This is a genomic window from Escherichia sp. KTE172 (assembly GCF_000408845.1).
Taxonomy (GTDB): Bacteria; Pseudomonadota; Gammaproteobacteria; order Enterobacterales; family Enterobacteriaceae; genus Escherichia; species Escherichia coli.
The window spans coordinates 3,467,200-3,490,837 of record NZ_KE137316.1; the positions used below are offsets into that span (position 1 = coordinate 3,467,200).

21 protein-coding genes and 1 tRNA gene are annotated in these 23,638 nt (G+C 48.3%); 8 read left to right on the top strand and 14 right to left on the bottom strand.

All coding sequences use genetic code 11. The features are described from left to right. The first annotated feature begins 87 nt into the window (after window positions 1-87). Window positions 88-384 carry a type V toxin-antitoxin system endoribonuclease antitoxin GhoS gene (gene ghoS / locus G434_RS0125725; protein WP_000398619.1) on the top strand — a complete coding sequence of 99 codons (297 nt, stop codon included), beginning with the start codon at window positions 88-90 and terminating at the stop codon, window positions 382-384. Window positions 385-411: 27 nt separating this feature from the next. Beyond that, window positions 412-585, top strand: coding sequence for a type V toxin-antitoxin system toxin GhoT (ghoT, locus tag G434_RS07655; RefSeq protein WP_001173343.1), 174 nt, complete (start codon window positions 412-414; stop codon window positions 583-585). A gap of 117 nt (window positions 586-702) precedes the next feature. On the opposite strand, the gene lysS is transcribed toward ghoT, so the two are convergent. The 11 genes from lysS to aspA form a co-directional block, all read right to left on the bottom strand. Next, window positions 703-2,220 (bottom strand): lysine--tRNA ligase, encoded by a 1,518-nt coding sequence (gene lysS, locus G434_RS07650; protein WP_000003806.1) that lies wholly within the window; start codon window positions 2,218-2,220, stop codon window positions 703-705. Between the two features lie 236 nt (window positions 2,221-2,456). Further along, window positions 2,457-3,914 carry a dipeptide/tripeptide permease DtpC gene (gene dtpC / locus G434_RS07645; protein ID WP_000856848.1) on the bottom strand — a complete coding sequence of 486 codons (1,458 nt, stop codon included), beginning with the start codon at window positions 3,912-3,914 and terminating at the stop codon, window positions 2,457-2,459. Window positions 3,915-3,972: 58 nt separating this feature from the next. Next, a complete protein-coding gene (gene cadA / locus G434_RS07640; RefSeq protein WP_001295383.1) occupies window positions 3,973-6,120 on the bottom strand; it encodes a lysine decarboxylase CadA in 2,148 nt (715 codons plus the stop codon). Window positions 6,121-6,199: 79 nt separating this feature from the next. Further along, a complete protein-coding gene (gene cadB / locus G434_RS07635; protein ID WP_000092909.1) occupies window positions 6,200-7,534 on the bottom strand; it encodes a cadaverine/lysine antiporter in 1,335 nt (444 codons plus the stop codon). Between the two features lie 365 nt (window positions 7,535-7,899). Continuing rightward, window positions 7,900-9,438, bottom strand: a complete 1,539-nt coding sequence (gene cadC, locus G434_RS07630; RefSeq protein ID WP_001187196.1) for a lysine decarboxylation/transport transcriptional activator CadC — start codon at window positions 9,436-9,438, stop codon at window positions 7,900-7,902. Between the two features lie 616 nt (window positions 9,439-10,054). After that, window positions 10,055-10,130, bottom strand: a tRNA-Phe gene (locus G434_RS07625). Between the two features lie 106 nt (window positions 10,131-10,236). After that, window positions 10,237-10,812 (bottom strand): transcriptional regulator, encoded by a 576-nt coding sequence (locus G434_RS07620; RefSeq protein ID WP_001188520.1) that lies wholly within the window; start codon window positions 10,810-10,812, stop codon window positions 10,237-10,239. 36 nt (window positions 10,813-10,848) lie between these two features. After that, window positions 10,849-12,546: a protein-disulfide reductase DsbD gene (gene dsbD / locus G434_RS07615; protein WP_000068915.1), complete on the bottom strand. Its 1,698-nt coding sequence runs from the start codon at window positions 12,544-12,546 to the stop codon at window positions 10,849-10,851. After that, complete coding sequence (gene cutA, locus G434_RS07610) at window positions 12,522-12,860, bottom strand: divalent cation tolerance protein CutA (protein WP_000883400.1); 339 nt, start codon at window positions 12,858-12,860, stop codon at window positions 12,522-12,524. The genes dsbD and cutA overlap by 25 nt, the downstream gene beginning before the upstream one ends. Window positions 12,861-12,974: 114 nt before the next feature. Continuing rightward, on the bottom strand, window positions 12,975-14,276 hold the full coding sequence (gene dcuA, locus G434_RS07605) for an anaerobic C4-dicarboxylate transporter DcuA (RefSeq protein ID WP_000961959.1): 1,302 nt from the start codon (window positions 14,274-14,276) through the stop codon (window positions 12,975-12,977). A gap of 117 nt (window positions 14,277-14,393) precedes the next feature. Continuing rightward, entirely contained in the window at window positions 14,394-15,830 is a 1,437-nt protein-coding gene (gene aspA, locus G434_RS07600) for an aspartate ammonia-lyase (RefSeq protein WP_000069437.1), read from the bottom strand. 336 nt (window positions 15,831-16,166) lie between these two features. Between aspA and G434_RS07595 the strand changes: the two genes are divergently transcribed. Then, on the top strand, window positions 16,167-16,643 hold the full coding sequence (locus G434_RS07595; protein ID WP_001267445.1) for an FxsA family protein: 477 nt from the start codon (window positions 16,167-16,169) through the stop codon (window positions 16,641-16,643). Between the two features lie 15 nt (window positions 16,644-16,658). On the opposite strand, the gene yjeH is transcribed toward G434_RS07595, so the two are convergent. Continuing rightward, window positions 16,659-17,915: an L-methionine/branched-chain amino acid transporter gene (yjeH, locus tag G434_RS07590; protein WP_000015852.1), complete on the bottom strand. Its 1,257-nt coding sequence runs from the start codon at window positions 17,913-17,915 to the stop codon at window positions 16,659-16,661. A 275-nt stretch (window positions 17,916-18,190) separates the two neighbouring features. Here yjeH and G434_RS07585 point away from each other — a divergent pair, with 275 nt between their 5' ends. From G434_RS07585 to G434_RS07575, 3 genes are all read left to right on the top strand, one after another. Next, the gene (locus tag G434_RS07585; RefSeq protein ID WP_001026276.1) at window positions 18,191-18,484 is read left to right on the top strand and encodes a co-chaperone GroES; all 294 of its coding nucleotides are present in this window, start codon (window positions 18,191-18,193) and stop codon (window positions 18,482-18,484) included. A gap of 43 nt (window positions 18,485-18,527) precedes the next feature. Further along, window positions 18,528-20,174 (top strand): chaperonin GroEL, encoded by a 1,647-nt coding sequence (gene groL / locus G434_RS07580; protein ID WP_000729117.1) that lies wholly within the window; start codon window positions 18,528-18,530, stop codon window positions 20,172-20,174. Window positions 20,175-20,311: 137 nt separating this feature from the next. Beyond that, on the top strand, window positions 20,312-20,665 hold the full coding sequence (locus G434_RS07575; RefSeq protein WP_000558209.1) for a DUF4156 domain-containing protein: 354 nt from the start codon (window positions 20,312-20,314) through the stop codon (window positions 20,663-20,665). Between the two features lie 49 nt (window positions 20,666-20,714). Here G434_RS07575 and G434_RS07570 read toward each other — a convergent pair whose 3' ends face one another. Together G434_RS07570 and epmB are read right to left on the bottom strand one after the other, a co-directional pair. Continuing rightward, a complete protein-coding gene (locus G434_RS07570) occupies window positions 20,715-21,584 on the bottom strand; it encodes a YjeJ family protein (RefSeq protein WP_001008025.1) in 870 nt (289 codons plus the stop codon). A gap of 234 nt (window positions 21,585-21,818) precedes the next feature. Continuing rightward, entirely contained in the window at window positions 21,819-22,847 is a 1,029-nt protein-coding gene (gene epmB / locus G434_RS07565; RefSeq protein WP_000940541.1) for an EF-P beta-lysylation protein EpmB, read from the bottom strand. 41 nt (window positions 22,848-22,888) lie between these two features. On the opposite strand from epmB, the gene efp reads away from it, so the two are divergent. Both efp and ecnA read left to right on the top strand, forming a co-directional pair. Continuing rightward, a complete protein-coding gene (gene efp / locus G434_RS07560; protein WP_000257278.1) occupies window positions 22,889-23,455 on the top strand; it encodes an elongation factor P in 567 nt (188 codons plus the stop codon). 51 nt (window positions 23,456-23,506) lie between these two features. Then, window positions 23,507-23,632: a lipoprotein antitoxin entericidin A gene (ecnA, locus tag G434_RS07555; protein WP_000977754.1), complete on the top strand. Its 126-nt coding sequence runs from the start codon at window positions 23,507-23,509 to the stop codon at window positions 23,630-23,632. The last annotated feature ends 6 nt before the right edge of the window (window positions 23,633-23,638 follow it).

A 23,638-nucleotide genomic window follows, 5' to 3' on the forward strand; every position in this document is an offset into this window, starting at 1 on the left:
AAAAGAATATCTCCTATATGAGAATCATCGATCGGGGTTAATAAGTTTTGCGTCCCCAGAGCGTTTAAAATTGATAGGAGTCATATTATGGAAGGTAAAAACAAGTTCAATACTTATGTTGTTTCTTTTGATTATCCATCATCTTATTCCTCAGTGTTCTTAAGGTTAAGATCATTGATGTATGATATGAATTTCTCCTCTATCGTGGCTGATGAATATGGGATACCACGACAATTGAATGAAAATTCCTTCGCAATAACGACATCGTTAGCCGCAAGTGAAATCGAAGATTTAATCAGGCTTAAATGCTTAGACTTACCGGATATTGATTTTGACCTCAACATTATGACCGTTGATGACTATTTCCGTCAGTTTTACAAGTAGCCAGGAAGGATAAGAAGAACATAAAAAATGGCACTATTCTCTAAAATATTAATTTTTTATGTGATTGGTGTGAACATATCCTTTGTCATTATCTGGTTTATCTCACATGAGAAAACACATATTCGTTTACTTAGTGCATTCCTGGTAGGAATAACCTGGCCAATGAGTCTGCCTGTGGCATTACTTTTTTCTCTCTTTTAGGAGCTGTAGTTGAGTGGACCCGCTGGTTATCTTGAAACGAAGCGTCTCTCCTCAAAACTGGATTTGCGGAACGACGAACGAAGCAGTCGCCTGACTGCTTCGTTCATTTAGTGAAATTTATTTCTGTGGGCGCATCGCTGGGAAGAGAATAACGTCGCGAATAGTATGGCTGTTAGTAAACAGCATAATCATTCGGTCGATACCAATACCCAGACCAGCGGTTGGCGGCAGACCATATTCCAGCGCAGTCACGTAATCTTCGTCATAGAACATGGCTTCGTCGTCACCTGCAGCTTTAGCGTTAACCTGTTCCTGGAAACGTTCAGCCTGGTCTTCTGCGTCGTTTAATTCGCTAAAACCATTACCGATTTCACGACCACCGATGAAGAATTCAAAACGGTCGGTGATTTCCGGGTTAACATCATTACGGCGTGCCAGCGGTGACACTTCTGCCGGATATTCCGTAATAAAGGTTGGCTGAATCAGATGTGCTTCTGCCACTTCATCAAAGATCTCCGTCACAATACGTCCCAGCCCCCAGCTTTTCTCTACCGTAATACCGATAGATTCAGCTAATGCTTTAGCAGCATCAAAATTATCCAGGTCGGCCATATCGGTTTCTGGACGATATTTTTTGATTGCTTCGCGCATGGTAAGTTTTTCAAACGGTTTGCCGAAATCAAACACATGCTCGCCATAAGTGACTTTAGTGGTACCAAGAACCTCTTGTGCCAGGGTGCGGAACAGGGACTCCGTCAGTTCAATCAAATCGTGGTAATCCGCATACGCCATGTAGAGTTCCATCATTGTGAACTCAGGATTATGGCGAACAGAAATACCTTCATTACGGAAGTTACGGTTGATTTCGAATACCCGTTCAAAACCGCCTACAACCAGACGTTTCAGATACAGCTCCGGCGCGATACGCAGATACATATCTAAATCCAGAGCATTATGATGGGTAATAAACGGGCGAGCAGATGCCCCACCTGGAATTACCTGCATCATCGGGGTTTCTACTTCCATAAAGCCGCGCGCGACCATGAACTGACGGATAGCGGCCAGAATTTTTGAACGGACAACAAACGTTTGACGGGATTTATCGTTAGCGATGAGGTCCAGATAACGTTGACGATAACGGACTTCCTGATCCTGCAGACCATGGAATTTATCTGGTAAAGGACGTAGTGCTTTAGTCAGCAGGCGCAGCTCAGTACAGTGAATGGAAAGCTCACCCGTTTGCGTCTTAAACAGCGTACCGCGGGCACCGATAATGTCACCCAGATCCCATTTTTTAAACTGATCGTTATAAACACCTTCTGGCAGGCTATCTCTTGCAACGTACAGTTGAATACGGCCACCGACATCCTGCAACGTTACAAAGGAGGCTTTCCCCATGATACGACGGGTCATCATTCGGCCAGCAACCGAGACTTCAATGTTTAAGGATTCCAGTTCCTGGTTATCCTTCGCATCAAACTCTTCGTGCAACTGGTCAGAGGTATGGTCGCGGCGAAAATCATTGGGAAACGCCACACCTTGCTGACGCAGTGCCGCCAGTTTTTCGCGGCGATTTCTCAGTTCATCGTTAAAATCAATAGCCTCATTGGCTCCCCGTGTTTCTCGTTCAGACATTTTGGTTCCTCTAAATCCAGCTTTCAATTTAGCGTAGATAAAGAGACAGATCGGTACACTGTATTATCTGCCTCGACTATTAATAACTCAGTTTATCTTATCGAAACTAACGCTTACCTCAAGTTGATATCACTAATAAATAACCATCAAAATGGTTTAAATGACTTATTAATCTCAATTTACTAGTGTGATAAACTGAAAGTTAATTTATTCATAACCAATTGTTTTTACGACAGTTAATCGTTGCTCTCCTGTATCATGTTCGTCGGCGTGCTAAACAGAAAACGGGCAGCAAAGGCCAATACGACGATGATCGCGACACAAGCCAACGTCCACTCTCCCATTTGAGAAAAGAATCGCTGGTAAGCTGCAATTGCCATACCGCTAATTTGCGACTCTGTCGTCTGCTGTGCCACTACGCCTGCCAGCCAGTTGGCGACCGCGCCTGTTGCCAGCATATAAATCCCGGTTAATACGCCAGACATTTTCAGACGCGTGATTTGCGCAATCGCCACCGGGTCAATAAAGAGTTCGGCAAAGCCCATTAGCGCCAGCCCGGATACCATCACGCCCATTGACGCTTGACCGTCAGCTGCTGCATGTCGGGCATCAAATGCCAACAACATAAAGCCACAAGCCATCAGTAGTAAGCCAAAGGCAAACTTCAGCCAGACGCGCAATGTTGAGTTGCCGTGACTTTCTGGCGACACCAGCCAGGCCAGAACAACCCCAGCGAGCATCACCGCAATTGCGTTCACCGACTGGAATAGTGCAGTAGGTACTTCAATATTGAATGCCTGACGATTCACAAAGCGATCGATAAACAAGCTGATGGTACTGCCGCCCTGTTGTGCCAGTACCCAGAACAACGTCCCGACAAACATCAACAATACAATTTGCCAAAGAGCACGGCGGTGTTCGGGGAATTTGATCATCATGCGGGCAATGATTTGTGCGGCAATAAGGCAAACGATCGCCAGCAAATATCCGGACCAGTCGTTCTCCAGCAGCAGGGTAAAAAATACTGGGGCTAAACAGAGCATCACCACTAACCAGCTCCATACCGGTAAGGCAAATTTAACGCTAGTGAGCGCTTTTTTATCCATACTACGCGTGGACTGGAAATGACGATGACCGCTTAAGAAAATCAACAAACCGATAAACATGCCGCCACCCGCAAGGGCAAAGCCAACATGCCATCCATACCACTGAGCAGCCAGGCCGCAGGCGATGGGGGCGGCGATAGAACCGATATTGCCCGCAGCATACAGCAGCGAAAAACCGCCATCACGTCGATGATCGTTCTCGTCGTAGAGCTCGCCAAGCAAACAGCTGATGTTTGATTTGAATAAACCGTAGCCACAAATAATGATTGCCAGCGCCAGATACAGGCTAAAGGTTGTATTTGTATCAATGCCCAGCACCACATGGCCAAGGGTCATTAACAGCGCGCCGGCAATCACTGCAGTGCGGTTGCCGAGCAGGCGGTCGGCAAGCCAGCCGCCGAGAATAGGGGTAACGTAAACCAGAGAAGCATATGCGCTGAACAGGCTGATGGCATGGTTATCATCAAAACCAAGCTGATGGGTGAGATAGAGAATGAGTAAGGCACGCATGCCGTAAAAACTGAAGTACTCCCAGATTTGGATCGCCACGATATAGTATATCGCGCGCGGCTGTGAGGGTGTTTTCATGTGTTCTCCTTATGAGCAAAAAAGGGAAGTGGCAAGCCACTTCCCTTGTACGAGCTAATTATTTTTTGCTTTCTTCTTTCAATACCTTAACGGTATAGCGGCCATCAGCCTGACGGTATGCACCGTGAATATCGGTTTCAAAGCCCGGATAGTGAGCGCCGATTTCACACAGCATCTGCAGGAACTCCAGAACCGGACGGCTTTCTTCGGTGATCATTTCACCCGGCATTACCAGAGGAACTCCCGGCGGATACGGAAGGATCATATTGGCGTTAATACGACCTACCATTTCGTCGAGGTAAACTTCTTCGGTCATACCGTGCAGCTCTTTCTGGAACGCAGCATACGGAGTCATTACCATCGTCGGCAGCACTTCAAATGCGCGATACATCAGATCCGGCAGATTGTGGTGAACAATCAGTTTGTGGATATTCTGAGCCAGTTCCTGAATACGCATGTTTTCATAGAATTCAGGATCTTCACGATACAGAGACGGCAGCATGTTTTTCACACGCAGGTTCAGGTCGAACGCACGTTTGAAGTCAGTCAGAGCACGCAGCAGGCTCAGTGCTTTGGTCTTATCGATACCGATGCTGAACAGGAACAGCAGGTTATACGGACCGGTTTTCTCAACAACGATGCCATGTTCGTCGAGGTATTTCGCCACGATGCTGGCCGGAATACCAAAGTCGCTCATGGTGCCGTCTTTTTCCATCCCCGGAGTCAGCAGGGTGACTTTGATCGGGTCAAGATACATGTGCTCGTTATCGATATTTTTGAAGCCGTGCCAGGTGCTGTCAGAACGCAGCGGCCAGCATTCAGTCGTATCGATATGATCCGGCTGCCATACATCAAAGAACCAGCCATCAGATTCCGTTCTCAGGCGTTTGATCTCTTTACGGAATTTGATCGCACGTTCAATGGAACCGTTGATCAGACGCTTACCAGCATTACCTTTCATCATCGCCGCAGCGGTTTCAGTGGACGCCACGATACCGTAGTGCGGAGAAGTGGTGGTGTGCATCATGTAGGCTTCGTTAAAGGTTTCTTCGTTTACGTCACCTTTAACGTGGATCATGGAAGCCTGAGAGAATGCCGCCAGCAGTTTGTGAGTGGACTGGGTTTCGTAAATCACTTTCCCTTCTACACGGCCACCGCTCATACCGCATTTACCTTCGTAAATCGGTGAGAAGTTGGTGTAAGGCACCCACGCGGAGTCAAAGTGGATGGATTTGACATCCAGTGTTTTCTTGATGAAGTCGGTGTTGTACAGCAGACCATCATAGGTAGAGTTAGTAATTACAGCATGTACCGGCCAGGTTGCGTTTGGTGTTTCTTTCACGCGCTTAGCAATGGTAGCGTGCTGGAATTCACTCTGTGGGATACCACCAAGAATACCGTAAGCGTTACGGGTCGGGCGGAAATAGATTGGCGTAACATCGCTCATCATCATCAGGTGGGTCAGCGATTTGTGGCAGTTACGGTCAATCAGAATGGTGCTGCCTGCCGGAGCTGAGTACATACCAACAATTTTGTTCGCAGTGGAAGTACCGTTGGTCACCATGTAGCTGCGGTCTGCGTTAAAGACGCGAGCGATATACTGTTCTGCTTCTTTGTGTGGACCACTGTGATCCAGCAGAGAACCCAGTTCAGATACTGAAATGGAAATATCAGATTTCATGGTGTTCGGACCAAAGAAATCATAGAACAGGCTACCTACTGGGCTTTTCTGGAATGCAGTACCGCCCATGTGACCAGGAGTACAGAAAGTATATTTACCTTCACGAACATATTTAAACAGTGCTTTGGTCAGCGGAGGCAGAATAGTGTTGATATATTCGTCAGTGGTCTGCTTGATCTTGTTAGCAATATCTTCAGCAGCACCCAGCGCATATTCAAAGAAGCTAATCTGTAAACGCAGGTCATTCAGGCTTACATCGAGAGTGGAATACGTATTAGCGAACGCGTACAACGGCAGGTTCTCGTTCATTTTGCTAATTTCTTCGCACAGCTCGAGATTATATTTATCCCAGTCAAAAATAACGCCGCACAGACGCGCATTGTTTTCGATCAGTTTTAATAAGTCGTCACGGTCGTTCGGGTAAACAATCTGGAAGTTCAGACGTTCAAGCGCGCGATGAAGTTCACGGATGGGTTCTTCTTTAAAATAAACCCCCATGTGATTCAATATTGCAATAACGTTCATAGTCATATCTCCAGGTAAAAAAGGCCCCTCCCAACACATGGGACAAAATGAAAGGAGGAGCCTCGGAAAATACTTTTAATTAATGTGCGTTAGACGCTGTGTGGTTATCCATTGAGTGGCTCTGGCGCTCGTGCATTTTGCGAGCGTAGAACATCAGGATAATCAGGCTGACGATGAAGGTACCTGCCAGCTCGAAGGAGCTTGCGCCCATCAGCGCGATGAAGCAGAACACGCAACCCAGTACAGAGCAGATCAGGCTGACAAAGTTGCGGATGTTAACGCCTTCAAAACGAATCAGGTCAACGCAAGAGTAGAAGTACGGCAGCATAGTCAGCAGTACTGCGATACCGGTCAGTTCACCGAACAGGTCAGATGCTTTACCACCGGCAGAGTTCATCAGAGTGATGAGGATCATCAGGGCAGTCATTTTCACTGCAGCCAGCAGCAGACCTTTTTTCGGAATACCGTTGCTGTCGACTTCACCATAAACTTTCGGGAAGTTACCGTCGTTAGCGGCACGTACACCTGCCTGGCCTACCAACATCATCCAGGAGCCCAGAGAAGTCAGGCACGCAAAGGCGGTGAATGCAGAAACCAGCGGCGCAGCCCAGTTACCGAGGATAGTTGAAGCACTGATTGCAAACGGAGCACCGGAAGCTGCCATTACAGAAGACGGATACATACCGGAAAGCACCTGAGTCGCAGCGATGTAAACAATACCTGCTAAACCAGTACCCAGCATGGTTGCCAGCGGAACGGTACGTTTCGGGTTTTTAACCATACCAGTACTTACTGCTGCGGATTCAACACCCACGAAGGCCCACAGGCAGAGCAGAATACTTTTAATGATCGCATGACCATCGGTGGTATCCGCAGTATTCCAGTTAGCAGCATAAGTCGCAGCATCAAACCAATGCCAGCCAACAATAGCTGTCATTACCACAGGAATAAGAACCAGCACCAGACCAATAGTGGTTAAACGGCTTACCCAGGTACCGCCGAGCATATTTACAAAGGTAAATACCCAGACGATAGCAATACAGGCGATACCCGCCGGAACAGGATCATTTAATACTGGGAAGAAGGTGGAAAGATAAGATACAGCGGTAATACCAATCGCCAGGTTACCAATCCAGTTAGCATGGTAATAAAGAACACCTGTCTGAAAACCAAATGCAGGGGAAATTTCTCCGGCATAAGCAATTGGGCCACCTTGTTGCGGGTTTTTTGTTGCCAGTCGGGCATATACATACGCCAGCGACATTGCACCAATAATAGAGATAATCCAACCCCAGATAGCAATACCACCGATACTTGCTAGGTTCGCAGGTAATAATGCAATACCGCTCCCCATCATATTACCGGCAACAACACCGGTACAGGCAAATAGCCCGATCTTCTTGGCAGAACTCATGCTCTTCTCCTAATTTCATTTTTGAATTTGGAGTCCGGGTCATGATGTATAACTATTTCCTGACCAGACCAAACTGGCGCTAAGAATACTCACGAAAAAAGGATTAATCCTAAAGATTAGGTGAAATAACACAAAAGTTTCTGTAAGTGAGAACTTGAGGTTTTTTATTAACACATCAGGATCGCAAGTTGATATCATGAAAAGATAAACATTCAATGTTTACAATGGATTGCGGGATATTTTCTGGTTAAATTTATGTAATAAAAATTATGCGGCAAATAAATTGCCGCAACATATTATACCAACAGGAACATACAAAAACTCAACAACAAATATTGCCGAGCATAAATCAACCCGGGAGTTACTTATTCTGAAGCGAGAAATTTGTCGAGATAAGGTACAACATAAGGAACAGAAGTCTGGAATATACCATTTTCAATCCAGTAAAGGGTGTTTGCCCCTGGGCGTAAATTAAAGGCGGTGAGATATGCATCAGCTGCTTCCCGGTTCATCCCCTTCATTTCATAAACCTTGCCAAGCAATACATAATTTAGCCAGGACATTTCAAGATCAATGCCAGTATTTATCGCCTGATAAGACTCATCTGTTTTACCTTTTACCAGAGCACTGACCGCTTTTATTTGATATATAATGGACAGGTTATTCAATTCCGGTAGTGTAACAATGTTATCTATTTCTGTGTTCAGTGCTGCTAATTGTTTTTCATCTAAAGGATGTTGAGAATGGCGCACGATATCAACTAATGCTTTTTCTGCTCTCGCGTAGGTAAATTCTGGGGATGATTGAACAATCTCACCCAATAATTCACTGGCACGGTTCAATGATTTATCATCGCCATGCAGTAAATAATCATGTGCCTGATAAAAATTAGTTAATAACGCACCACGATGAGGCAAAATTTGCTGGAGCATCTCCTGCATTCGTTGTGGCCACGGTTGGTTTAACGCTTTTGATAAACTCTCCAGTAAATCATTTTGAATCGCCAGCTGATTACCGTTAGTGATGACATAACGTTTATCCAGCATGGTTGAACCATCTGCATTGTCTACCAATTTTACCGACATAAAGCATTGTTGAGCACGGTATTGGCGCTGATTAACAAACGCAATAGATAATGTTTTACCGGAACTGCTCGGTTCATCAATGTTGTAGTTGATTTTGTCATGCACCATAAAGGTGGAGAAGGTGTTAAGTGATGTCGCCACCAAATCACCCACGCCTATCGCGTAAGAGAGCTGATACGGGGAACTCCAGCTGTTACAACTTTTATTTACCATATTAATGTCAATATCGCGTGGATTGAGCAAAATACGCGATTTGCTCATCGGAAGACGTGTATCAAGACTTGAAAACGCTACCAGTGCTACACAGATACCTAACGACAACAGGAAAAAAAACCATACCCAAAAGGTAGTGAATCGTTTGCTTTTAACAGGGGATTGTTCAGGTGGTGTTGCGGTGTTTTGAATGTTAAGACTGTGGGAGGGAGAATCTGTGTCAGGAACCGCCTCTGGTATAGGGGGAGGCGAAGATAGCATTATTTCCTCTCCCTCTTCTTCGCTGTACCAGATAACCGGCACCATTAATTTATAGCCGCGCTTTGGTACAGTAGCGATATAGACAGGACTATCTTCATCATTATCTTTTAATGACTTACGTAGTTCTGAGATACTCTGCGTCACAACGTGATTGGTGACAATACTTCTCTTCCAGACATTATCGATAAGTTCATCCCTGCTAAGTACTTCGCCACTGTGTTGAGCAAAGAAAACCAGAAGATCGATTAATCTCGGCTCAAGGGTAAGTTGACGCCCATTGCGGCTAATTTGGTTTATGGACGGAGTAACAAGCCATTCGCCAACGCGAACTACAGGTTGTTGCATAATAGAAACTCATTCGAAAAGGGAATGATGCAATGATAATTGCCACAACCTATTTTTACCATCTATAGATGGGTTTATTTACATATTATTGGTGAATGCAAGACGTTATTTTTACCAGCCATAAACTTCTTGATCACATAGTATTACGAAAGGATTTTACTGAGAACCAGAAGTAATATTCCTTACCATCAAAATTCATCATCTTTGCCAAAGAAAAATGTTCAGAAAATAATCCATGGAAAATTGCCCGGAGCGCTTACTATTTTTATGGATTGTTAGTCTTTGCATGAGCAAGCGGACTGATACATTTCTCTTTGTTCTCATTCAGAAAATCTCATCAGTCGGCGTTCTGCCCGAGGTTGTGCTTTATGGATGCGTTACGCTCCTGATGACGTCATTTGACGTTCAACAGCATCACGGGGCCGCGCGACATTTCACGTCAGTCAGTGCTATCGCTCAGGAACAAATTTTCCCGAATTGGGATATGCCCGCAAATTGCTGGTGATGTGGGGAGAATCTGGTTGAGTTCGGTAGAAATGATTTTTAGGCAGAACGCTTAAATTGTGGCGTCCTGAAACGAAAAACGGACCTCCGTGGAGGTCCGTTTATATGAATTTGGTGCCCGGACTCGGAATCGAACCAAGGACACGGGGATTTTCAATCCCCTGCTCTACCGACTGAGCTATCCGGGCAACGGGGCGCATTAAACCGTAATCTGCACATCTCGTCAACCTAATTTCAGTAAAAGCGATTCAACTGCTTAAGATTGCGGCAAATCGCTTCTTTTCTGTGTTTCTGTCAGGTCAGTGCGCCACCCTGGCGGCAGCGAGCGAAGCGCAGGATATCTTCTGCCAGCCGATGTGCGGTGTCGACATCCGCCTGGCTACGATTCACCAGCATTCGGCTTAAACAGCCTTCCAGCACCAGTTCCATCTGCTTTGCTACCATCGCCGGATCGTCAACTTCCAGCGTGGTTAACAGTTCGTGGGTGAAATCGTAGGCCGCGCTTTTTTGCTGATCGGCCAGTTGATGAATAGGGTGGCCAGGATCGGGATAAAACGTACAGGCAGCGATAAACAGACAGCCCGGATAGCGGTTGTTTTTAACGCACTCCGATAACGCCTGATAACGTGCCAGCAGCTTTTGTTCGGCGGTTTGCGTTTCGTCCAGCATCAGCTGACGACGCCAGACATCTATCTGTTGGCTAAGATAACGCAGCGCATCGTAGAGGATTGCCTCTTTGTCTGGCCAGAAACGGCGCAGCTCGTCCAGTGGATAATCCACACGTTCAGCAACCATCTCCAGCGTGGTGTTGGCAATCCCTTGTAATTCTAATAATTTCAGGGCTTCTCCCAGTACATCTTCACGTTGCACGCTATTTTCCTCCGTCTTTCCCACTGCAAGTGTCGTTCACGGTTGGCGATCGCGCAAATGTGCGCTGAAGGTTTCAGCATCCATAAAGCCCGTGACGCGTGCTTGTGGATGCTCCTGGCCTTGTCCGTCAAAAAAGAGAATTGTCGGTAGGCCAAGGACATTAAGATGCTTTAACAGCGCCACATCTTGTGCGTCGTTGGCAGTGACGTTGGCCTGAAGTAATACCGTGTCTGCTAACGCTTTTTGCACCTGCGGGTCGCTGAAGGTGTATTTCTCAAACTCTTTACAGGCGACGCACCAGTCGGCATAGAGATCTAACATCACCGGTTTGCCTTTGGCTTCAACGAGCGCCTGATTTAACTCATCTACCGTTTTGATTTGTGTAAAGTTGAGATGCGTCTGAGTTTGCGCGGTATGCGTCGCACCAAATGCCCAATCCTGAAGTGGGCGCACGCTAACTAATGCCGCTGCCAGCAGGATTATTTGCACCACGCGCATCCAGCCGCGTTTGGCCTGTAGGCTGGTGATAAAGGCCCAGCCAAAGAATGCGACACCAAGCGCCGACCACAAGCGTAATCCCCATATATCACCAATCACTCGCTCCAGCAGGAAGACCGGCAGTGCGAGGATCACAAAACCAAACGCGGTTTTGACTTGTTCCATCCACGGGCCGCTTTTCGGCAGCAGGCGGTTACCAAAGACGGTTATTAGCATCAGCGGCAGGCCCATGCCCAACGCATAGAGATAAAGCGTGCCGCCCCCCAGCAACATGTTCCCGCTTTGGGCGATATACAGCAGAATCGCGCTAAGCGGTGCGGTGGTGCATGGTGAACAGATCAGTCCGGCAATCGCCCCCATAACAAACACACCGCCAGGTGAGCCGCCCTGTTGGCGATTGCTCATCAGCGTGAGACGTGTTTGCAGCGAAGAGGGGAGTTGCAGAGTAAACAAGCCAAACATTGACATCGCCAGCAAGGTAAAGACGATAGCGAGGCCAATGAGCACGTATGGGTGCTGTAGCGCCGCCTGGAACTGTAACCCTGCGGCGGCAACCACCAGACCCAGTGCCGTGTAAGTCAGCGCCATCCCCTGCACATAAATAAAGGTCAGCAACAATGCTCTGGCAGTGGAGAGCCGCTGTTTACCGCCCAGCACGATACCAGAAATCAGTGGGTACATTGGCAGCACGCATGGCGTAAAGGCGATACCAATACCGATCAACAACGCCCAGAGCGCGGAAAAGGGCAATTGCGCGGTGGGCTGCTCTTGCTGCGGAACAGACACAGGCTGTGGCGCTGAGTTGTTGACGACCACTTCGCTTAACGGAACGGTTTTGGTTTCTGGCGGATAACAGAAACCGGCATCAGCACAGCCCTGGTAGGTGACAGTTAACGTCGCTCCCGCACTCGCCTTGTTGATGGTTACGGGAAGCGTCAGCCGATCGCGGTAAATCTCGCTTTTGCCGTAAAACTCATCTTCATGCCAGACGCCTTGCGGCAGCTGTACGTCGGCAATTTTCGCGTGTTCCGGCGTAATGCGGATCTGTTTACGGTAGAGGTAATAACCGTCTTTGATCTGCCAGGTCAGATTCAGGTCATGTTGGTTTTGCTGAAAATCAAAAGCAAAGGCTTGATCCGCGGGGACAAATTGTGAACGTCCCGGCGCGTCGAATAATCCGGCAAAAACGGAAGTGCTGCAAAGTAGCAGGATCAGCGTAAAGATGCGTTGAGCCATGAGAGGTAATCTGTGTCTCCGTGTGTAACAGGTAAAACCAGAAGTTCCGGGGTTTGATATGGATGATGAGACTTCAGGCATTCCAGCAGTGCCTGCTGGTGAGATACGGTAGTTTTTAAAATCATCTGCACTTCGTATTCTTGCTCCAGCTTACCTTCCCAGTAATAAAGAGAGGTTGCGCCGGGGATCAAGGTCGCGCAGGCCGCCAGTTTTTCCGCCAGCACTTTGGCGGCTAAATCCTGGGCTGTCGCTTCATCCGGTGCCGTACATAGCACCACGACAGACGCGGTATTCGAACTTTTTTCATCAAGCATAAACACCTCGCAAGAACAGATGGAACCGCAAGAGAGAGGTCACTATACAACGGACGGGGGAAGGATGTTAGTCGGCGGGAAAGAAAGCGGGGCCTGAAGCCCCGCGATTGATCATTACAGCATGAAGCTACCCAGCACGAAGCCGAAGCAAACGGCCAGGGCAACACCCAGAGTACCCGGGATGAAGAACGGATGGTTGAAGACGAATTTACCGATACGGGTTGTACCCGTGTCATCCATCTGTACCGCAGCAACCAGCGTCGGGTAGGTCGGCAGAATGAACAGACCTGACACCGCAGCGAAAGAAGCAACAGCGGTCAGCGGAGAAACGTTCAGTGCCAGAGCCATCGGCATCAGTGCTTTTGCGGTTGCAGCCTGAGAGTACAGCAGAGCAGAAGCAAAGAAGAAGATGACGGCCAGCAGCCACGGATGACCCTGAATCACTTCACCAGCGGTATCTTTGATCCAGTCGATGTTGTTGGAAACGAAAGTATCGCCCAGCCACGCAACACCCAGGATACAAATACAGGCGCTCATACCTGCTTTGAAGGTGCTGGAGTTGAGGATGTTGTCGGTATCGACTTTACAGATAACGGTGGTCAGAGTTGCAACGCTGAGCATGATGATCAGGATTGCGTTGGTGGTGTTCATCAGCGGTTTTTCAACCAGACCCATGCTTGGGCTGTTGATGATTGCATAGATAACCACGCCAACTACGCCCAGCAGGAATAGCCAGACGGACGTTTTTGCACCGGATTTGATTTCAATCTGCTTTTCACCGCGCAGTTCAACCAGGCCTTCTTCCAGACGCTTGCGATAAATCGGATCGTCAGAGAGTTTGGAGTTGAACAGCATAGTGACCAGGAAGGACATCACCAGAACCGCCAGCAGGGTGGACGGGATGACCACGGAGAGCAGATGGAGGTAGCTGATGCCATGACCTTCCATTACGGAAGACATGTAAACCACTGCTGCTGAGATTGGCGATGCGGTGATCGCAATCTGCGCGGATACCACTGCAGTAGACAGCGGACGGCAAGGTTTGACGCCTTGTTCCTTCGCAACTTCAGCGATAACTGGCAGTGTCGCCAGAGAGATGTTGCCAGTACCAGCAAAGATTGTCAGGAAATAGGTCACGATCGGCGCGAGGATCGTGATGTATTTCGGGTTACGGCGCAGCAGCTTTTCTGTCTGATGAACCAGATAGTCCAGACCGCCAGCAACCTGCATGGCAGAAATAGCGGCGATAACCGCCATGATAATGGAAATGACATCGAACGGGATGTTACCGGGTTTAACGCCAATAGCGGCAAGAACCAGCACCCCCAATCCGCCTGCAAAACCAATACCTATTCCCCCCAATCTGGCGCCCAAGAAGATCGCCAGCAAAACTATGATGAGTTCTACAACTAGCATATTAGCCTTCCTTGTTTTTTAACAAGTTGATATTGGATTGTTATTTTTAAGTTACTGCTCACAAGAAAAAAGGCACGTCATCTGACGTGCCTTCTTTATTTGTACTACCCTGTACGATTACTGTTCGCTTTCATCAGTATAGCGTTTTGCTTTGTAAGCCGGGTGCATCAGATTCTGTACGGAGAAAATATCGTCAAGTTCCGCTTCAGTCAACAGACCGCGTTCCAGAACGACTTCACGTACACTCTTACCGGTTTCGGCACAGATTTTACCCACGATGTCACCGTTGTGGTGACCGATGAACGGGTTCAGGTAAGTAACGATACCGATAGAGTTGTAAACGTAACCTTCGCACACTTCTTTGTTAGCAGTGATGCCGTTAATGCATTTTTCCAGCAGGTTGTAGCAAGCGTTGGTCAGAATGTGAACGGATTCAAACATGGCCTGGCCAATGACCGGCTCCATAACGTTCAACTGCAGCTGACCTGCTTCTGCGGCCATGGTAACAGTGGTGTCGTTACCGATGACTTTGAAGCATACCTGGTTAACCACTTCCGGAACAACCGGGTTTACTTTAGCTGGCATGATGGAAGAGCCCGCCTGCAGTTCCGGCAGGTTGATCTCGTTCAGGCCGGCACGTGGGCCAGAAGAGAGCAAGCGCAGGTCGTTACAGATTTTGGACATCTTCACAGCCAGGCGTTTCAGCGCGCCGTGAACCATAACATAAGCGCCGCAGTCAGAGGTCGCTTCGATCAGGTCTTCAGCCGGTACGCATGGGAAGCCAGTGACTTCAGCCAGTTTTTTCACTGCCAGCGGAGAGTACTCTTTCGGCGTGTTCAGACCAGTACCGATTGCTGTTGCGCCAAGGTTAACTTCCAGCAGCAGTTCAGCGGTACGTTGGATATTTTTCACTTCTTCTTTCAGCAGGATGCTGAAAGCGCGGAATTCCTGACCGAGGGTCATCGGTACTGCGTCCTGCAGCTGGGTACGACCCATTTTCAGGATGTCCTGGAATTCGACAGCTTTACGTTCAAAGCCTTCACGCAGTTGGTTAATCGCATCTACCAGCTTAATCAGGGAAGAGTAAACTGCGATACGGAAACCGGTCGGGTAGGCGTCGTTAGTGGACTGACATTTGTTAACATGGTCGTTCGGGTTCAGGTACTGATATTCACCTTTCTGGTGACCCATCAGTTCCAGACCGATATTGGCCAGCACTTCGTTGGTGTTCATGTTTACGGAAGTACCTGCGCCGCCCTGGTAGACGTCTACCGGGAACTGATCCATGCATTTTCCGTTGTTCAGGACTTCATCACATGCGGCAATGATGGCATTCGCTACACTTTTAGGAATGGTTTGCAGCTCTTTGTTTGCCATAGCTGCGGCTTTTTTAACCATTACCATACCGCGAACAAATTCAGGAATATCACTGATTTTGTTGTTGCTGATATAGAAGTTTTCAATCGCTCTCAGAGTGTGAACACCATAGTAGGCATCAGCTGGAACTTCCCTGGTACCCAACAGATCTTCTTCGATACGAATGTTGTTTGACATGTGAACCTTCTTTTTCAAGCTGCCAATGATTTGCTTTAAACACACAGAATATATGTGGTTTCGAATGTTTTTCGACCGACGATTATCCCCTGCATCGACCGAATACCCGAGATCATATGCTGCTTGAGGATTTCTACCGTAATCTGGATCACTTTAAGTGTCGGTTTTTACCCCTTAATTATTAATTTGTGAAATAGATCACCGCTTTGGGATTACTACCAAAAATAGTTGCGCAAACATCTTGAAATTTTGCTAATGACCACAATATAAGCTGAACGCGATTCGCAACCCATTCAGGTAGCCGGGTTTAACCGGCTGCTATTACAGGAGAAACCTTTGCGCTGGTTACCTTTTATTGCCATTTTTCTTTATGTCTATATTGAGATTTCAATCTTTATTCAGGTTGCCCATGTATTGGGGGTATTGCTGACCCTCGTGCTGGTTATATTCACGTCAGTTATCGGTATGTCACTGGTACGCAACCAGGGCTTTAAGAATTTCGTGCTGATGCAGCAAAAAATGGCGGCGGGTGAAAACCCAGCGGCGGAGATGATTAAAAGTGTTTCGCTGATCATTGCTGGTTTGCTGCTTTTATTACCGGGCTTTTTTACCGACTTCCTCGGTCTTCTGCTTTTATTGCCGCCGGTGCAAAAGCATCTGACAGTGAAGTTGATGCCGCATTTGCGCTTTTCTCGCATGCCAGGCGGCGGTTTTAGCGCCGGGACCGGTGGCGGTAATACTTTTGATGGTGAGTACCAGCGAAAGGATGATGACCGCGACCGCCTTGATCATAAAGACGATCGCCAGGATTAATGTCGAAACGCCGGATTATGTGGTTATGCCATTTTCCGGCGTTTTTCGTTTTGGCAGAAACAGCCATAACCCCGCCAGCATGATCAGCGCATAGAGACTTTTCCAGCCGACCATTGCCAGTAACAGAACGCATAACAGCCCGCCAACCACCGCCAGTAGTCGATAACGTCCTTGCAATAATTTACAACCTGCCAGCATGCATAACAGATAAATCATAATAAAGATGCCATTGGCATAAATAATAAGAGCGTCCAGATTGATCTCTAAAGCATGAATCACCAACGTGCTCACCACGCAGCAGCCGAGTACCGCATTGAGGGCATTATTCGGGATATGACGAGAAGAGAGGCGTGCCAGGTAGTGGTCAGGATTATGTTGCGCCTGCGACCAGACCAGGCGGGCGAAGCTCTGTATATAAATGTTGAGACTGGCAAAGCAGGCCAGATAGCCAATCACGCAGGCAATCCATAACGCTCCTACACCGAACAGTTGCACTACAATTTTTGGAAGCGATGCTGCTGCCGCCATTTGTTCACCATAGGCGTCGAAGTGTAAGACGACTACCGTACAGCCCCAGTAGACTAATCCTGCCAGCAGCAGACCAATCATCAAAGCACGAGGAAAATCACGCTCTGGATTTTTAAATTCCGAGGCAAGATGGGCAAATGCTTCCAGACCGACAAAGCACCAGAACATCACTGATAACGCAGCAAATAACCCGGTAAGTTCGATATTACCAGGTGCAGGGAAGGGGATACTCGCAGGTTTGATATCGCCCGCCCACCAGATAGCGACAATCAGCGCGACGATAAGTCCGGCAATAACTGTTTGTAGATTAGCACTGGAACTGGCACCGCGAGTACCGATATACCACACCAGCGCCAGCGTACCGAGTTCTGCCAACAACAGTTGCCAGCTATGCCAGCCAAACATTGCCTGGCCGAACCCGGCAGCAATTTGTAACGCGGCAGGCAAACCCACGGGAATGACCGATAAAAACAACCAGCCGGTGACTCGCTCAAGCCGCGAACCAAACGCCATACCGACGAAGTGCGCGACACCGCCTGCGCTGGGATAGTGGCGACCCAGAATCGCAAACACAATCGCAATCGGGAACACTAAGATAATCAAAACGGGCCACGCCCACAGGCTGTTATTGCCTGCTACCAGTGCAGCTAACGCAGGAACGGCAAACACGCCGGTGCCTAATAATGACGTCGATAGCAGGCCAATGCCCTGGGCCAGCCCCAGTTCTTGTTTGAGTCCACTCATGGGTTGATGTCCGATTGCGCCCAAATTATGGGCAACTGCGTAGATTTTCGATGGTAGCACAATCAGATTCGCTTATGACGGTGATGAAGAAATTGCGATGAAATGTGAGGTGAATCAGGGTTTTCACCCGATTTTGTGCTGATCAGAATTTTTTTTCTTTTTCCCCCTTGAAGGGGCGAAGCCTCATCCCCATTTCTCTGGTCACCAGCCGGGAAACCACGTAAGCTCCGGCGTCACCCATAACAGATACGGACTTTCTCAAAGGAGAGTTATCAATGAATATTCGTCCATTGCATGATCGCGTGATCGTCAAGCGTAAAGAAGTTGAAACTAAATCTGCTGGCGGCATCGTTCTGACCGGCTCTGCAGCGGCTAAATCCACCCGCGGCGAAGTGCTGGCTGTCGGCAATGGCCGTATCCTTGAAAATGGCGAAGTGAAGCCGCTGGATGTGAAAGTTGGCGACATCGTTATTTTCAACGATGGCTACGGTGTGAAATCTGAGAAGATCGACAATGAAGAAGTGTTGATCATGTCCGAAAGCGACATTCTGGCAATTGTTGAAGCGTAATCCGCGCACGACACTGAACATACGAATTTAAGGAATAAAGATAATGGCAGCTAAAGACGTAAAATTCGGTAACGACGCTCGTGTGAAAATGCTGCGCGGCGTAAACGTACTGGCAGATGCAGTGAAAGTTACCCTCGGTCCGAAAGGCCGTAACGTAGTTCTGGATAAATCTTTCGGTGCACCGACCATCACCAAAGATGGTGTTTCCGTTGCTCGTGAAATCGAACTGGAAGACAAGTTCGAAAATATGGGTGCGCAGATGGTGAAAGAAGTTGCCTCTAAAGCGAACGACGCTGCAGGCGACGGTACCACCACTGCAACCGTACTGGCTCAGGCTATCATCACTGAAGGTCTGAAAGCTGTTGCTGCGGGCATGAACCCGATGGACCTGAAACGTGGTATCGACAAAGCTGTTACCGCTGCAGTTGAAGAACTGAAAGCGCTGTCCGTACCGTGCTCTGACTCTAAAGCGATTGCTCAGGTTGGTACCATCTCCGCTAACTCCGACGAAACCGTAGGTAAACTGATCGCTGAAGCGATGGACAAAGTCGGTAAAGAAGGCGTTATCACCGTTGAAGACGGTACCGGTCTGCAGGACGAACTGGACGTGGTTGAAGGTATGCAGTTCGACCGTGGCTACCTGTCTCCTTACTTCATCAACAAGCCGGAAACTGGCGCAGTAGAACTGGAAAGCCCGTTCATCCTGCTGGCTGACAAGAAAATCTCCAACATCCGCGAAATGCTGCCGGTTCTGGAAGCTGTTGCCAAAGCAGGCAAACCGCTGCTGATCATCGCTGAAGATGTAGAAGGCGAAGCGCTGGCAACTCTGGTTGTTAACACCATGCGTGGCATCGTGAAAGTTGCTGCGGTTAAAGCTCCGGGCTTCGGCGATCGTCGTAAAGCTATGCTGCAGGATATCGCAACCCTGACTGGCGGTACCGTAATCTCTGAAGAGATCGGTATGGAGCTGGAAAAAGCAACCCTGGAAGACCTGGGTCAGGCTAAACGTGTTGTGATCAACAAAGACACTACCACCATCATCGATGGCGTGGGTGAAGAAGCTGCAATCCAGGGCCGTGTTGCTCAGATCCGTCAGCAGATTGAAGAAGCAACTTCTGACTACGACCGTGAAAAACTGCAGGAGCGTGTAGCGAAACTGGCAGGCGGCGTTGCAGTTATCAAAGTAGGTGCTGCTACCGAAGTTGAAATGAAAGAGAAAAAAGCACGCGTTGAAGACGCCCTGCACGCGACCCGTGCTGCGGTAGAAGAAGGCGTGGTTGCTGGTGGTGGTGTTGCGCTGATCCGCGTAGCGTCTAAACTGGCTGACCTGCGTGGTCAGAACGAAGACCAGAACGTGGGTATCAAAGTTGCACTGCGTGCAATGGAAGCTCCGCTGCGTCAGATCGTCCTGAACTGCGGCGAAGAACCGTCTGTTGTTGCTAACACCGTTAAAGGCGGCGACGGTAACTACGGTTACAACGCAGCAACCGAAGAATACGGCAACATGATCGACATGGGTATCCTGGATCCAACCAAAGTAACCCGTTCTGCTCTGCAGTACGCGGCTTCTGTGGCTGGCCTGATGATCACCACCGAGTGCATGGTTACCGACCTGCCGAAAAACGATGCAGCTGACTTAGGCGCTGCTGGCGGTATGGGCGGCATGGGTGGCATGGGCGGCATGATGTAATTGCCCTGCACCTCGCAGAAATAAACAAACCCCCGGGCAGAAATGTCTGGGGGTTTTTCTTTTGGTCATCTTTCTAGTATAAGATTCAGACACGGACGACGCGAGTGGCGTCCAGCTCATTGATTATGGGGAATAACATGCACGTAAAATACTTAGCAGGGATTGTCGGTGCCGCGCTACTGATGGCGGGTTGTAGCTCCAGCAACGAATTGAGTGCTGCCGGTCAGAGTGTACGCATTGTGGACGAGCAGCCAGGCGCAGAGTGCCAGCTGATTGGTACTGCGACAGGTAAGCAAAGCAACTGGCTTTCCGGGCAACACGGTGAAGAGGGCGGTTCTATGCGCGGCGCAGCAAACGATCTGCGCAACCAGGCTGCTGCAATGGGCGGTAACGTGATTTATGGCATCAGCAGCCCGTCGCAGGGGATGTTGTCCAGTTTTGTCCCGACGGATAGCCAGATTATCGGCCAGGTATATAAGTGCCCGAACTGATGGGATCCAGAGGCTGGATACTTCCAGCCTCGTAGTAAAACAGATGGGATTATTTCGCCTGTGGTGCAGTTTTGCTGGTGGATTGAACACGTAAGTGATGTAGCGCGCGTAAGCATTGATCCTGGGTTAGCGGTTGGGCGTTATTTGCCGCTACGGTGCGAACATAGACCTGACATGGTACACCCGCGAGTTTTTTCAGTCGTGGGCTGAAATCAAGCATTCGGCGAGTGATCGCCTCCACTTCTTTACCCGGCGTTGCTTCACGCGTTTTCACCACTGCGCCGCTAAATTGTTCTTTGCCACTTTCATCTTTAAAGCGGTAAAGCACCGCCAGATAATGGTTGAACAAGTTATGTTTCCATTCCGGTTGGGAATAGGTGTCATATTCCAGATTGCCATTGTCCTGGCAGTCAACATCGTATAACGGTAGGAAATCTAACAGTGAGGTAATACGTAATGCCAGTTCACGCATTTCCGCATTATTAATTGCATGAATGATTGCTCGCGCCAGCATTTCAATCTGCAATTCATTGATGACTAATTCACATTTGCTACCGTCATGTAGCGTTAATACGAAGGTAAGATTTTCACCCTGATTATCGGTAAGTTCCAGCGTGTTAACCCGACGATTAATATCGGCATTTTTAAGCTCATCAACCAGAATTTCTGGGATATTTTCTGCCATTTTCTTAATGACTTTATCGCGAGCTTGCTCATACTGAAGGCGTGCAGCAGCATCCAGTTTATGCTTTTGATGCAAACGGCTTTCCAGCGCAATCAGAAGGTCGCGCAGTTCCATGACAGACAGAAAGAACAACGATTCTTTATTGCGAGGCTCTTTAATTTTCAGCGCCAGTGCAATGAAATTATTGCTCTTGCGAATAACACCGGTATTAACACCCTTGATGCTTATGGCCATGTAGGTTCTCCCTAACCATTTCTCAATTAAATAATTAATTTTAATTTATAAGCCAGATAAATGGGCTTGGTAGTAATAGTTGTTAAAATAACATAAATAGCCGTGCTCACTCTATATAAACAGAAAAGAAAGGTTAATTATTGGTGTTGGTTATATAAAAAGTAATAACAGCAATGTATATGAATAATTAAAGGTTATGCAACGTGCAAAGATTAAACTTCCCTGTTTAATCAGTTACTGCTGGCGTAGCTGGAGATCCAGCGGCGTTTTGCTGGGTTCGCCGCCAATTTCTCGCGCCAGTTTAGGCACCAGATATCCCGACACCAGTGTCAGCAACTCACGCATAATCTGCCGTGCTTCGTCATCACTCACCATAAAATGCGCCGCGCCCTGTACTTTATCGAGCACATGCAGGTAATACGGCATCACGCCCGCATCGAACAACGCATTACTCAGGTTTGCCAGCGTTTGCGCGTTATCGTTCACACCACGTAACAGAACGCTCTGGTTCAGCAAAGTAACGCCTACCCGGCGCAACTTAGCCATCGCCTGACGGAATGTTTCATCTACCTCATTGGCATGGTTGATGTGATTCACCAGCAAGATTTGCAGCGTAGAATGTGAAAAGTGTTCAACCAGCGCATCTGTGATGCGTGCCGGGATCACAATCGGCAGACGGCTGTGAATCCGCAGACGTTTGATATGCGGGATGGCTTCCAGTTGTGTGAGCAACCAGTCCAGCTCGTGATCTTTCGCCATCAGCGGATCGCCGCCGGAGAAAATCATCTCGTCCAGTTCCGGATGCGCAGCAACATACTCAAGTGCAGTTTGCCAGTTACGCTTGTTGCCCTGATTTTCGGCATAGGGGAAGTGGCGACGGAAGCAATAGCGGCAATTTACCGCGCAGCCGCCTTTGACCAGCAAAAGCGCCCGGTTGTGGTATTTATGCAACAAACCTGGCACTACGCTGTGCTGTTCTTCCAGCGGGTCGGTGGAGAATCCGGGCGCGACGACAAACTCATCTTGCGAGGTAATTACCTGACGCAAAAGCGGATCGTTCGGATTGCCTTTCTCCATGCGATCGATAAATGAGCGGGGCACACGCAGGGCAAACAGCTTTTTGGCGCTGCGTCCGGCCAACAGTTTTTCGTCCGCGTCTATATTCAAAAGACGCAGAAGTTCATCAGGATCGGTCACAACATCGGCAAGTTGCGTTAACCAATCTTCTCTGGATGGGGTATTTAGGGTTACAATATGCGCCATTTTGTGGCTTAGCTACCAATTAACAAATTTCAGAGGGCCTTATGGCAACGTACTATAGCAACGATTTTCGTGCTGGTCTTAAAATCATGTTAGACGGCGAACCTTACGCGGTTGAAGCGAGTGAATTCGTAAAACCGGGTAAAGGCCAGGCATTTGCTCGCGTTAAACTGCGTCGTCTGCTGACCGGTACTCGCGTAGAAAAAACCTTCAAATCTACTGATTCCGCTGAAGGCGCTGATGTTGTCGATATGAACCTGACTTACCTGTACAACGACGGTGAGTTCTGGCACTTCATGAACAACGAAACTTTCGAGCAGCTGTCTGCTGATGCAAAAGCAATTGGCGACAACGCTAAATGGCTGCTGGATCAGGCAGAGTGTATCGTAACTCTGTGGAATGGTCAGCCGATCTCCGTTACTCCGCCGAACTTCGTTGAACTGGAAATCGTGGATACCGATCCGGGCCTGAAAGGTGATACCGCAGGTACTGGCGGCAAACCGGCTACCCTGTCTACTGGCGCTGTGGTTAAAGTTCCGCTGTTTGTACAAATCGGCGAAGTCATCAAAGTGGATACCCGCTCTGGTGAATACGTCTCTCGCGTGAAGTAATGCGGTTGTGGTGCGGCCTGCAGGCTGCACCATCACTTATTCAGGTCAGAGATGATGAAACGCCTTATCGTTCTTGTTTTGCTTGCCAGTGCGCTGCTCACGGGCTGTAACACCGCTCGCGGTTTTGGTGAAGACATTAAACATCTCGGTAATTCCATCTCCCGCGCTGCCAGCTAATTTTTC

Coding starts and splice junctions, on each gene's coding strand:
- ghoS (WP_000398619.1), top strand. CDS start 88: ATGGAAGGTAAAAACAAGTTCAATACTTATGTTGTTTCTTTTGATTAT.
- ghoT (WP_001173343.1), top strand. CDS start 412: ATGGCACTATTCTCTAAAATATTAATTTTTTATGTGATTGGTGTGAAC.
- lysS (WP_000003806.1), bottom strand. CDS start 2,220: ATGTCTGAACGAGAAACACGGGGAGCCAATGAGGCTATTGATTTTAAC.
- dtpC (WP_000856848.1), bottom strand. CDS start 3,914: ATGAAAACACCCTCACAGCCGCGCGCGATATACTATATCGTGGCGATC.
- cadA (WP_001295383.1), bottom strand. CDS start 6,120: ATGAACGTTATTGCAATATTGAATCACATGGGGGTTTATTTTAAAGAA.
- cadB (WP_000092909.1), bottom strand. CDS start 7,534: ATGAGTTCTGCCAAGAAGATCGGGCTATTTGCCTGTACCGGTGTTGTT.
- cadC (WP_001187196.1), bottom strand. CDS start 9,438: ATGCAACAACCTGTAGTTCGCGTTGGCGAATGGCTTGTTACTCCGTCC.
- dsbD (WP_000068915.1), bottom strand. CDS start 12,546: ATGGCTCAACGCATCTTTACGCTGATCCTGCTACTTTGCAGCACTTCC.
- cutA (WP_000883400.1), bottom strand. CDS start 12,860: ATGCTTGATGAAAAAAGTTCGAATACCGCGTCTGTCGTGGTGCTATGT.
- dcuA (WP_000961959.1), bottom strand. CDS start 14,276: ATGCTAGTTGTAGAACTCATCATAGTTTTGCTGGCGATCTTCTTGGGC.
- aspA (WP_000069437.1), bottom strand. CDS start 15,830: ATGTCAAACAACATTCGTATCGAAGAAGATCTGTTGGGTACCAGGGAA.
- yjeH (WP_000015852.1), bottom strand. CDS start 17,915: ATGAGTGGACTCAAACAAGAACTGGGGCTGGCCCAGGGCATTGGCCTG.
- G434_RS07585 (WP_001026276.1), top strand. CDS start 18,191: ATGAATATTCGTCCATTGCATGATCGCGTGATCGTCAAGCGTAAAGAA.
- groL (WP_000729117.1), top strand. CDS start 18,528: ATGGCAGCTAAAGACGTAAAATTCGGTAACGACGCTCGTGTGAAAATG.
- G434_RS07575 (WP_000558209.1), top strand. CDS start 20,312: ATGCACGTAAAATACTTAGCAGGGATTGTCGGTGCCGCGCTACTGATG.
- G434_RS07570 (WP_001008025.1), bottom strand. CDS start 21,584: ATGGCCATAAGCATCAAGGGTGTTAATACCGGTGTTATTCGCAAGAGC.
- epmB (WP_000940541.1), bottom strand. CDS start 22,847: ATGGCGCATATTGTAACCCTAAATACCCCATCCAGAGAAGATTGGTTA.
- efp (WP_000257278.1), top strand. CDS start 22,889: ATGGCAACGTACTATAGCAACGATTTTCGTGCTGGTCTTAAAATCATG.
- ecnA (WP_000977754.1), top strand. CDS start 23,507: ATGATGAAACGCCTTATCGTTCTTGTTTTGCTTGCCAGTGCGCTGCTC.